This window comes from Geodermatophilus sp. SYSU D01106 (assembly GCF_054049995.1).
In genome coordinates this window covers 21,852-33,237 of record NZ_JBJGYM010000012.1, presented here as the reverse complement: position 1 = coordinate 33,237, position 11,386 = coordinate 21,852, and the positions used below count along the sequence as shown (strand labels likewise).

The 11,386-nt window shown below is 74.2% G+C and carries 9 protein-coding genes; all 9 read right to left on the bottom strand.

The genetic code is table 11. The annotated features are described in order from the left end of the window. Nucleotides 1-69 precede the first annotated feature (69 nt). Nucleotides 70-1,671: a methyl-accepting chemotaxis protein gene (locus tag ACI78R_RS13995; RefSeq protein ID WP_457041162.1), complete on the bottom strand. Its 1,602-nt coding sequence runs from the start codon at nucleotides 1,669-1,671 to the stop codon at nucleotides 70-72. A gap of 31 nt (nucleotides 1,672-1,702) precedes the next feature. Then, nucleotides 1,703-3,325 carry a methyl-accepting chemotaxis protein gene (locus ACI78R_RS13990; RefSeq protein WP_457041161.1) on the bottom strand — a complete coding sequence of 541 codons (1,623 nt, stop codon included), beginning with the start codon at nucleotides 3,323-3,325 and terminating at the stop codon, nucleotides 1,703-1,705. 375 nt (nucleotides 3,326-3,700) lie between these two features. Then, a complete protein-coding gene (locus ACI78R_RS13985; RefSeq protein WP_457041160.1) occupies nucleotides 3,701-5,305 on the bottom strand; it encodes a methyl-accepting chemotaxis protein in 1,605 nt (534 codons plus the stop codon). Nucleotides 5,306-5,339: 34 nt separating this feature from the next. Then, nucleotides 5,340-6,932 carry a methyl-accepting chemotaxis protein gene (locus ACI78R_RS13980; protein ID WP_457041159.1) on the bottom strand — a complete coding sequence of 531 codons (1,593 nt, stop codon included), beginning with the start codon at nucleotides 6,930-6,932 and terminating at the stop codon, nucleotides 5,340-5,342. Between the two features lie 294 nt (nucleotides 6,933-7,226). Further along, entirely contained in the window at nucleotides 7,227-7,976 is a 750-nt protein-coding gene (otsB, locus tag ACI78R_RS13975) for a trehalose-phosphatase (protein ID WP_457041158.1), read from the bottom strand. Next, nucleotides 7,973-9,388, bottom strand: coding sequence for an alpha,alpha-trehalose-phosphate synthase (UDP-forming) (locus ACI78R_RS13970; RefSeq protein WP_457041157.1), 1,416 nt, complete (start codon nucleotides 9,386-9,388; stop codon nucleotides 7,973-7,975). Before ACI78R_RS13970 ends, otsB begins: the two co-directional genes overlap by 4 nt. Nucleotides 9,389-9,438: 50 nt before the next feature. Continuing rightward, nucleotides 9,439-9,789, bottom strand: a complete 351-nt coding sequence (locus tag ACI78R_RS13965) for a fluoride efflux transporter FluC (RefSeq protein WP_457041156.1) — start codon at nucleotides 9,787-9,789, stop codon at nucleotides 9,439-9,441. Then, nucleotides 9,786-10,172 (bottom strand): fluoride efflux transporter CrcB, encoded by a 387-nt coding sequence (gene crcB, locus ACI78R_RS13960; protein ID WP_457041155.1) that lies wholly within the window; start codon nucleotides 10,170-10,172, stop codon nucleotides 9,786-9,788. Before crcB ends, ACI78R_RS13965 begins: the two co-directional genes overlap by 4 nt. 87 nt (nucleotides 10,173-10,259) lie before the next feature. Then, entirely contained in the window at nucleotides 10,260-11,288 is a 1,029-nt protein-coding gene (locus ACI78R_RS13955) for a TerC family protein (protein ID WP_457041154.1), read from the bottom strand. Between the last annotated feature and the right edge of the window lie 98 nt (nucleotides 11,289-11,386).

The window sequence follows — 11,386 nt, the reverse complement described above, 5'->3', positions numbered from 1 at the left end:
CGTCGGGTCGTGTCATCGGCAGTCCCGCGCCCGGAGCCGACCGTGCGCCGGCTCCGGGCGGGGCGTTGCTCAGTAGGTGAAGCGGGCGACGCTGGTGCGCAGGTCGGCGGCCATCCGGGACAGCTCGTCGACGGCGGTGCGCGTCTGGGTCAGCGCCTGGGTGGTGCTGTCGGCCGCGGAGGAGACGCCGGAGATGTTGTCGGCGATCTGGCCCGACCCCTGCGCGGCCTCCTGGACCGACCGGGACATCTCGTTCGTCGTCGCGGTCTGCTCCTCCACCGCCGAGGCGATGGTGGTCTGCCGGTCGGAGATCTGGGCGACGATCGAGCTGATCTCCCCGATCGCCGTGACGGCCGCGGTCGTGTCGCCCTGGATGGCCTGCACCCGGCGGGCGATGTCCTCGGTCGCCTTCGCGGTCTCCTGCGCCAGCTCCTTGACCTCGTTCGCGACCACGGCGAAGCCCTTGCCAGCCTCGCCGGCGCGGGCCGCCTCGATGGTGGCGTTGAGCGCGAGCAGGTTGGTCTGCTCGGCGATCGAGGTGATGACCTTGACGACGTTGCCGATCTCGGCGGAGGACTCGCCGAGCTTGGCGACCGTGGCGGTGGTGGTCTCCGCGGCGGTGACCGCGCGGGCCGCGACGGCCGAGGCCTCGGCGGCGTTGGTGGCGATCTCCCGGATCGAGGCGCCCATCTCCTCCGCACCCGCGGCGACGGTCTGCACGTTGCGGCTGACCTCCTCCGCGGCGCCCGACACGACGCCGGACTGCGCGGAGGTCTCCTCCGCCGACGCGGAGATCTGCGCGGCCGAGGCCGACAGCTCCTCGCTGGACGCGGCGACGGCGTCGGCGGCACCGACCACCGAGGACATGACGCCGCGCAGCGTCACCTGGGCGTCGCCCAGCGCGGCGGCCATGCGGCCGAGCTCGTCGCGGCCCCGCACGTCGGGGGTGACGGTCAGGTCGCCGGCGGCCAGCGCCTCGACCGAGGCCTGCACCGAGCGCACGGTGCCCACCAGGCGGCGCACGACGAGGAGGGTCAGCCCGCCGGCCAGGGCGATGCCGATCGCCAGCGAGGTCCACAGGGTCACGGTGGCCGAGGAGACGATGTCGACGGCGTCGTCGGTGTCGGTCTGGCCGGCGGCCACGCGCCGCTCCTGCATGGCGTTGTACTGGTCCATGATCGAGTCGGAGGCGTCCTGCAGCGGGCCGGTGACGACCGCGGCGGCCACGGGCAGCTGGCCGGCGTCGGCGGCCGGGAGCAGCTGGGTGTCGGCGACCGCGTAGTAGCCCTCGACGGTGGCGCGGAACTCCTCGAAGGCGGTCTTGTTGACCGTCACCTCGGCGTAGGCGTCGAGCTGGCCGTCGATGGTCTCGCGGCGCTCGGCCAGGTCGGCGCGCAGCTCCACGCGGGTCTGCGGGTCCACCAGGGCGTAGCTGTTGTAGCGCGAGCGGTCGCCCTGCCAGGAGCGCTGGATGTTGGCGAGGTCGGCGAGCCGGACGACGTTGTCGTTGATCCGGGCGGCGGCCGCCTCGACGGCCGACAGCCGGTTGACCGCGAGGACGGTCATGGCGACGGCGACGACCGCGAGGACGGCGACGGCGGCGCCGATCTTGACGGCGACCGGGCGGTCGGCGAACCAGCCGCCGGAACGGCCGGCACGGGTGGTGGACATGGGTGTGCTCCTGGGGTCTCGTGCCGGGGGATCAGTAGGTGAAGCGGGCGACGCTGGTGCGCAGGTCGGCGGCCATGCGGGAGAGCTCGTCGACGGCGACGCGGGTCTGCGACAGGGCCTGGGTGGTGCTGTCGGCGGCCGAGGAGACGCCGGAGATGTTGTCGGCGATCTGGCCGGAGCCCTGCGCGGCCTCCTGCACCGAGCGGCTCATCTCGTTCGTCGTCGCGGTCTGCTCCTCGACGGCGCTGGCGATGGTGGTCTGCCGGTCGGAGATCTGGGCGACGATCTGGGAGATCTCGCCGATGGCGCCCACCGCGGCGCCGGTGTCGGCCTGGATCGCCTGCACCCGCCGGGCGATGTCCTCGGTCGCCTTCGCGGTCTCCTGCGCCAGCTCCTTGACCTCGTTCGCGACGACCGCGAAGCCCTTGCCGGCCTCGCCCGCCCGCGCGGCCTCGATGGTGGCGTTGAGGGCCAGCAGGTTGGTCTGCTCGGCGATCGACGTGATGACCTTGACGACGTTGCCGATCTCGGCCGAGGACTCGCCGAGCTTGGCGACGGTGGCGGTGGTGGTCTCCGCGGCGGTGACCGCGCGGGCGGCCACGGCCGAGGCCTCGGCCGCGTTGGTGGCGATCTCCCGGATCGAGGCGCCCATCTGCTCGGCGCCCGCGGCGACGGTCTGCACGTTGCGGGAGACCTCCTCGGCGGCGCCCGACACGACGCCGGACTGGGCCGAGGTCTCCTCGGCCGACGCCGAGATCTGCGCCGAGGACGCGCTGAGCTCCTCCGAGCTGGCCGCCACCGCGTCGGCCGCGCCGACCACGGAGGCCATCACGCCGCGCAGCTCGACGACCGCCGTGTCGAGCGCCTGGCCCATCCGCCCGAGCTCGTCGCGGGTGGTCAGCCCGGCGGCGCGGGTGAGGTCGCCGGCCGACAGGCCCTCGGCGACGTGCTGGACCCGCGCCACGCCGCGCGCCAGGCCCCGGGCGACGACCCAGCCCAGGCCGGCCGTCACCACGATGCCCGCGAACATGAGGACGAGGGCCAGCGTGCGCTGCGACTCGTAGTCGGCGCGGATGGCGGCAGCGGCCGCGGCGGCCTCCTCCATCTCCAGGTCGCGCAGCGCCTGGATGTCCTCGGTGAGCGAGGTGACCACGGGGGTCCCCTGGGCGTTGTTCGCCGCCATCCAGCCGGGCACGTCGTTGGCCAGCGCGAGGGGCGAGAGGACGGTGTCCTGGAACGTGGCGTAGTCGGCCATGGTGGCCTCGATCCCGTCCACGAGCTCCTGCCGCTGCGGGTCGAGGTCTCCCTGCGCGTAGGCCTCGAGCGCGGTGCCGAAGTCGTCGCGGAGCGCCTCGACGCCGGCCAGCGTCTCCTGGGTCTCCTGCGGGGTGGCGACCAGCAGCGCGTTGCGCGAGGCGACGCGGATGTCGCTCAGGATCCCGTCCACGTCGGCCGCGGCGACCGCGCCCTGGAGGTTCGCCTCGTACAGGGCGTCGGCGGAGTCGGCGGTGTCGCCGAGGGCCTGCAGGCCGAGGAGCCCGACGGTGCCGGTCACGACCGCGCCGAGCGCCACGGTGCTCAGCACCTTGGTGGTGACGCCGCGGTCGCCCCACCAGGAGGTGCCGGTCGGGCGGGCGTCGGTCGGGTCGGTCATCGGGTCTCTCCACATCTCGTGTGCGGCGGCTGCTGGTCGCGCCGTCGCCGAGAAGAGTGGCGCATCGGAAAAGGAACTGACGCCGTCCGGAAATGGCGTGTCCGTAACGATCCGGAAACGGGCGGAATGATTGCGGAGCGCAACGGGCAGGACCATTCATCGCTCTTTGTCGACAATGCCCCACAGGTCACCGGATCGCCCCCACGGACATGTCGACAAGGGCCTTTTGGCTGGTCGAGGCGGTGGTCATCGCATCGTCGCTGGCCGGCGCAACGTCACCGGCCCCGGAACCGGACGTCGAGGGACGACGACCGGGCCGGGGCCGGGAGGAATGGCGTCAGCGCGCGCCGGTGACCATTCTCAGAATGGTCGAGGTCACCAGGAGAAGCGGCCCACCGTGCTGCGCAGGTCCGCGGCCATCCGGGACAGCTCGTCGACGGCGGTGCGCGTCTGGGTCAGCGCCTGCGTGGTCGAGTCCGCCGCCGTCGAGACGCCGGAGATGTTGTCGGCGATCTGACCGGAGCCCTGCGCGGCCTCCTGGACCGACCGGGACATCTCGTTGGTCGTGGCCGTCTGCTCCTCCACCGCCGAGGCGATGGTGGTCTGCCGGTCGGAGATCTGCGCGACGATCGAGCTGATCTCGCTGATCGCCGTCACGGCCGCGGTGGTGTCGCCCTGGATGGCCTGCACGCGGCGGGCGATGTCCTCGGTCGCCTTGGCGGTCTCCTGGGCCAGCTCCTTGACCTCGTTGGCGACGACCGCGAAGCCCTTGCCGGCCTCGCCCGCGCGGGCCGCCTCGATGGTCGCGTTCAGCGCCAGCAGGTTGGTCTGCTCGGCGATCGAGGTGATCACCTTGACCACGTTGCCGATCTCGGCCGAGGACTCGCCGAGCTTCGCCACGGTCGCGGTGGTGGTCTCCGCAGCGGTCACGGCCCGCGCGGCCACCGCCGACGCCTCCGCGGCGTTCGTGGCGATCTCCCGGATGGAGGCGCCCATCTCCTCCGCACCCGCGGCGACGGTCTGCACGTTGCGGGAGACCTCCTCCGCGGCACCCGACACCACACCCGACTGCGCCGAGGTCTCCTCCGCCGACGCGGAGATCTGCGCGGCCGACGCCGACAGCTCCTCGCTGGATGCGGCGACGGCGTCGGCCGAGGACACGACGGAGGCCAGGACCTCGCGCAGGTTCCCCTGGGCCTCGCCCAGGGCGGCGGCCATGCGGCCCACCTCGTCGCGGGAGGTCACCTCCGGGGTGAGAGTCAGGTCGCCGGCGGCCATCGCCTCGGCGGAGCGCTGCACCGAGCGCACGCCGCGCAGGATGCGCCGGACCACCCACGCGGTGAGGCCGATCGAGACCAGGACGGCGGCCAGCGAGGTCGTGACCAGCAGCGTGATCGCGCCGCCCGCCTGCTCGTCGGTCGCGGCGTTGCGGGCGGCGGCCTGCGCCGACTGGGCGACGCCCTCGGCCTCCAGGCCGTCGGCGATGTCGGTGAGCAGCGGGCTGGACACCTCGCGGTAGACCAGCGCGTATCCGGCCAGGTCGCCGCGGTCGGCGGCCGGGAAGAGCTGGCTGTCGTTGGTGGCGAGGAACTGCTCACGCGCCCCGAGGTAGAGGTCCATGGCCGCCTGGTCGACGACGTGGGGCTCGTACTCGGTGAGCGCGGCGACGATGTCGGCGTCTTTCTCCTGCATCTCGCCGCGCAGCTCCACCCGGCGGGCCGGGTCGGAGACGGCGTACTCGAGCACCCGGGCGCGGTGCGCCGCGGTGGCCCGCTGGACCGCCGACAGGGCGTTGAGCGGCTCCAGGTTCTCGGTGTAGATGCGCTCCTGGTCCGCGCGCATCTCCTGGATGCGGACGACCGCCAGCAGGTTGGTGGCCAGGACGACGACGGCCAGCAGGCCGACGACGGCGCCGATCTTGACGCCCAGCGGCCGGTCGCCGAACCAGCCGCCGGGTCGTCCGGCTCGGGAGGTGCTCACGGGTGTGGTGCTCCTGTACGGGGGAGGGAGGGGGTCAGTGGGTGAAGCGGGCGACGCTGGTGCGCAGGCCGGCGGCCATGCGGGACAGCTCGTCGACGGCCATCCGGGTCTGGGACAGCGCCTGCGTGGTGGAGTCCGCGGCGGCCGAGACGCCGGAGATGTTGTCGGCGATCTGGCCGGAGCCCTGGGCCGCCTCGCTCACCGAGCGGGACATCTCCGCCGTGGTGGCGGTCTGCTCCTCGACCGCGGAGGCGATGGTGGTCTGGCGGTCGGAGATCTGGGCGACGATCGAGCTGATCTCCCCGATCGCCGAGACGGCGGCGCCGGTGTCCTTCTGGATCGCCTCGACGCGGCGGGCGATGTCCTCGGTGGCCTTGGCGGTCTCCTGCGCCAGCTCCTTGACCTCGTTGGCGACCACGGCGAAGCCCTTGCCCGCCTCGCCGGCGCGGGCGGCCTCGATGGTCGCGTTCAGCGCCAGCAGGTTGGTCTGCTCGGCGATCGAGGTGATCACCTTGACCACGTTGCCGATCTCGGCCGAGGACTCGCCGAGCTTCGCCACGGTCGCGGTGGTGGTCTCGGCCGCGGTCACGGCGCGGGCGGCGACGGCGGACGCCTCGGCGGCGTTGGTGGCGATCTCCCGGATGGAGGCGCCCATCTGCTCCGCACCGGCGGCCACGGTCTGCACCGAGCGCGACACCTCGTCCGCGGCGCCGGCCACGACGCCGGACTGCGCGGACGTCTCGCCGGCGGAGGCGGAGATCTGCGCGGCCGACGCGGACAACTCCTCGCTGGAGGCGGCCACGGCGTCGGCGGAGGCGGCGACGGAGTCGAGGACCTCACGCAGCCCGGCCTGGGCGCGGTCGAGGGCGTCGGCCATGCGGCCCACCTCGTCGCGGGAGGAGACCCCGGAGGCGTGCGTCAGGTCGCCCTGCGCCAGCGCCTCGAGCGAGGCCTGCACGCTGCGCACCGGCCGGATCACCGAGCGGGCGGTGCGCCAGCTGAGGGCCGCCAGGAGCAGGAAGCCGAGGACGGCGACCACCATCGCCGTCGTCTCCCAGCGGGCGATCGTGTCCTCGAGCCCCGCGGCCGCCGCCTCGGCCTCCGCGGCGAGGGTGTCCTTGGCGGTGCCGACGGCGGCGTCGGTCAGGTCGTTGGCGACCTGGATGTCCTCCCAGCGCAGCCGCGCGCCGGCCTGGTCGGCGACCGCCGTGTTCACGAACGCGGTGATGGCGTCGGTGTAGTCGCCGTAGGTGTCCTGCAGCTCGGCCACGGCCGCCGCACTGTCACCGGTCAGCTCGATGCCGGCCAGCTCGTCGAGCAGCGCCTCGGGGGTGGCGATGTCGTCGGCCAGCTCGGGCAGCTGCTCGGCCGGCACCGGGCGGACGAGCGCCTTGAAGCCGTCCACCTTGAGCTCGCTGGCCCGGGTGTCGAGCTGCAGCACCAGCTCCTGCGCGTCGTTGAGCGCCCGGGACCGTTCGTCGGCGTCGCGGACGGCGGCGTTGCCCAGCAGCGTCGCCCCGAGCAGCCCGCCCAGCGACAGCGTCCCGACGGCGACGAGCGCGCCGAACTTGACCGAGAGCGGGCGGTCGGCGAACCAGCCGCCGCTGCGGGGGGACGGGTCGGACACGGGGGCCTCCTGGGCTGCGTGCACGCGTCGACGGGGAGGTGGCGTGCGAGGAGAATGGTGTGGCTCCAGCGACCCGGCGCCCGCGCTCGTCGGACACCCGCGGGCGGATCGTTGCGGACCCGGCGGTGACCGCCCGCAGCGCCGTCGCCGAGTCGACGCCCGCCCGCGGTCACCGGCGGCCCCGGCGGGGCGCGCACGCGCGGGAGGGTCGCCGTGTCGACGCGGCAGGGCAGGGTGGGCGTCCCGGGGCCGGACGGTCACCCGGGCGCCCGGCGCGACGCGCCGCGGCGGAGGTCAGGCGAGCAGGTCGCCGAGCCGGCCGAGGACGCCGACGACGGCGTCCGGGTCGGCCACGCGGTGCGCCGCGGCGGTGGGGCCCTCGCCGACCTTGATGCCGACGTCGCCCGGGCCGAGGAGGCGGAAGACGTCCTCGTCGGTGAGGTCGTCGCCGAGGTAGACCACCGCGGCGGCGCCGAGCTCCTCGCGCAGGCGCTGCACGGCGCTGCCCTTGTCGGCGTCGACGAGGACGAGCTCGAGGACCGCCTTGCCCGGCTTCTTCGTCAGTGACGGATCCGCCGCCGCATCGGCGGCCGCCAGCAGCTCGGCGGCCGCGGCCGGATCGGCGACCTGCCGCACGTGGACGGCGACGCTGACCGGCTTGACCTCCAGCCGCGCCCCGGGGACGGCGGCGACCAGCGGCGCCAGCACCTCGGCGAGCGCGTCGCGGCGGCCGGCGAGCTCGCCGGTGAGCGGGCCGCCGAACTCGGCGCCGTGGCTGCCGACCCAGCGGTAGGGGCCGGTGAGGCCGCTGACCCGCTGCAGGTCCTCGACGCCGCGCCCGCTCACCAGCGCGACGGTGACGTCGCCGCCCGCGGCGGCGACCCGCGCCAGCGCCTCGGCGATGCCGGGGGCGGGGACCGCCGCGGAGGGGTCGTCGACCAGCGGGGCGAACACGCCGTCGTAGTCCGACGCCACGAGCAGCGGTCGGCGGGCGGCCAGCGCGGCGAGCGCCCCGTCGAGGCCCGCGTCGGCGTCGGCGGTCACGCCTGCGCGCGCAGGGCGTCGAAGAACGACGTCGCCCAGTGGTCGAGGTCGTGCTTGGCCAGGTACCGGCGCATGGCGCGCATGCGGCGGGCGCCCTCGGCGGGCTCGACCCGCAGCGCGCGCAGCAGCTGGTTCTTGACGCCCGTGATGTCGTGCGGGTTCACCAGGAACGCCTGCTTGAGCTCCGACGCGGCGCCGGCGAACTCCGACAGGACGAGGGTGCCGCCGAGGTCGGCGCGGGCGGCCACGTACTCCTTGGCCACCAGGTTCATGCCGTCGCGGTAGGGCGTCACGAGCATGACGTCGGCGGCGCGGTAGAGGGCGGCGAGCTCCTCGCGCGGCATCGACTGGTTGAAGTAGTGCACCGCCGGGCCGCCGATCGAGCCGAAGACGCCGTTGATGTGCCCGACCTGCTGCTCGATCGTCTCGCGCATGTGCACGTAGTGCTCGACGCGCTCCCGGCTGGGCGTGGCCACCTGCACCATGACGGTGCCAGGGGCCTCGACGACGCCGTCCTCCAGGAGCTCCTGGAAGGCGTTGAGCCGGACGCTGATGCCCTTGGTGTAGTCGAGCCGGTCGACGCCCAGGATCATCTTCTCGGGGTCGCCGAGCTCGGCGCGGATCTCCTTGGCGCGGGCCACGACCTCCGGCGAGCTCGCCAGCTCGTCGAAGGACGCGACGTCGATGGAGATCGGGAAGGCGCGGGCGGTGACCACCCGGCCGTCGTACTCGACGGTGGCGCCGCGGGTGGGCAGCTCGTGCAGACGCCGGGCGAGCTGGACGAAGTTGGCCGCCGCGCTGGGCAGCTGGAAGCCGACGAGGTCGGCGCCGAGCAGGCCCTCCACGATCGCCGAGCGCCACGGGAGCTGGGTGAACAGCTCGTAGGGCGGGAACGGGATGTGCAGGAAGAAGCCGATGGTCAGGTCGGGGCGGCGCTGGCGGAGCATCGCCGGCACCAGCTGCAGCTGGTAGTCGTGCACCCACACGATCGCGCCCTCGGCGGCGACCTCGGCGGCCCGGTCGGCGAAGCGCTTGTTGACCTGCACGTAGGTGTCCCACCACGTGCGGTGGTACTCCGGCTTCTCGACCACGTCGTGGTACAGCGGCCACAGCGAGGCGTTGGACATGCCCTCGTAGTAGCGGTCGACCTCCTCCTCGGAGAGCTCGACCGGGACGAGCGAGATGCCGCCGGACTCGAAGGGCTCGGGCGCCTCGCCGGCTGATCCGGACCAGCCCACCCAGGCGCCGCCGCGGCCGGCGACGAAGGGCTCCAGGGCGGTGACCAGGCCGCCGGGGGAGCGCTGCCAGCGCGTCGTCCCGTCCGGGTCGGTGACCTGGTCGACCGGCAGCCGGTTGGCGACGACGACGACGGGGCTGTCCGCCTGCACGTCTCCCGCGTCGCTCCCGGCCATACCGAGGCGACCCTATCCAGACGGCGCCGGACCGGCACCCGCAGGGGCGGTCAGCGGGCCAGCAGCCAGCCCGCCGCGGCCGCCCCCAGGGCGAGCACCAGGGTGGCCGCCAGGTACGCCGCGGCGCGGGCGACGGCGCGCTCCTCGACCATCCGGACGACGTCGAGCCCGGCGCTCGAGAAGGTGGTCAGGGTGCCGCAGAACCCGGTGCCGACCAGTGCGAGCACCGGCGCCGGGACGTCGCCGAGCCCGAGCAGCACCCCGAGCAGCGCCGAGCCGGCGACGTTGACGGCGAGCGTGCCGAGCGCCGGGTCGCGCCCGCCGCGGGCGGCCAGCCGCGTGGCGAGCAGGCGCAGCGGGGCACCGGCCACGGCGCCCGCGACGACCAGCAGCGGCGTCACCGGGCCGCCGTCCGCAGCGTTCTGCGCACGGCGGTGACGCCGGCCGCGACGGCCAGCACCCCGCCGACGACGGAGGTGAGCACGTAGCCGCCCGCCGTGGCGAGCGCGCCGGCGTCGGTCAGGGCGACGACCTCGACGGCGAACGCCGAGTACGTCGTGTAGCCGCCCAGGACGCCGACGGCGAGGAGCGGCCGGGCCCACGCGGGCTCGGGGTCCCGGGTGGCGAGGACGCCGGCGAGCACGCCGATCAGCAGGCACCCGGTGAGGTTCACCAGCAGCGTGGCCCACGGCCAGCCGCCGGCGGGGGAGGGGAGCGCCGCGGCAACGCCCCACCGCGCGAGCGCGCCGAGCGCCCCGCCGAGCGCCGCCAGCAGATACGTCACCCGTCCCCCGAGGCAGTGGAAGCTCTACCCACGTCCTGGCGCCCAGGACGTGCGTAGAGCTTCCTATGCCTGGCCGCCGCGGGACGGTCAGGCGGGGGTGCGCGCCCGCCCGTGGCGCCGCCACAGCGGCTCCACCGCGGCCAACTCCTCCTCGGTGGCCGTCCGGAACGGCGGCTCGGCCGGCGCCTCGACGGCGCGGCGGCCCTGCCCGCGGGTGGCGCGCAGGCTGGCCCACACCGAGACGGCGAGGATGGTGGTGATCACCGCGAGGCTCACCGTGGTCGGCACGTAGAAGAGGTCGACCTTGAGCAGCATCTTCACGCCGACCCACATGAGCACCAGCGCCAGGCCGGTCTTCAGGTAGACGAAGCGGTGGATGAGGTCGGCCAGCAGGAAGTACATCGCCCGCAGCCCCAGGATCGCGAAGGCGTTGGCGGTGAACACGAGGAACGGCTCGTCGGTGACGGCGAAGATCGCCGGGATCGAGTCGACGGCGAAGACGACGTCGGTGACCTCGACGAGCACCAGCACCGCCAGCAGGGGAGTGGCGAGCAGGACGCCGCCGCGCCGGACCAGGAACCGCTGGCCGTGGTACGCGTCGGTCATCGGCACCAGGCGGCGGAACAGCCGCAGGGTGCGCGAGCGCGACGGGTCGACGTGCTCGTCGCGCTGCCGGAGCATCCGCCAGCCGGTGACGAGCAGGAACGCGGCGAACAGGTACAGCACCCAGGAGAAGTCCTCGATCAGGGCCGCGCCGCCGGCGATGAACGCTCCGCGCAGCACGAGCGCGCCGAGCACGCCGTAGAACAGCACCCGGTGCTGGTACTCCCGCGGCACGGCGAAGAAGGTGAAGACGATCGCCCAGACGAAGACGTTGTCGACGGCGAGCGACTTCTCGATCAGGTAGCCGGCGTAGTACTGCTGGCCGTACTCGGCGCCGTACGCGGCCCACACCCAGGCGCCGAACCCGACGCCGAGCGCCACCCACACCGCCGACCACGCGGCGGCCTCGCGCACGCCGATCACGTGCGCCCGGCGGTGGGCGAACAGGTCGACGGCGAGCATGGCGACGATGACGCCGAGCACGGCGAGCCAGAGCCAGAAGGGGACGTCCACGAGCAGGCCTCCAGTCGGTGGTTCCCAACCGGAGGTCTCTCCCGGCCCGCACGGGGCCCGCTCCGCCGGACCCCGCCCGAGGGGCCGTACTGACGACG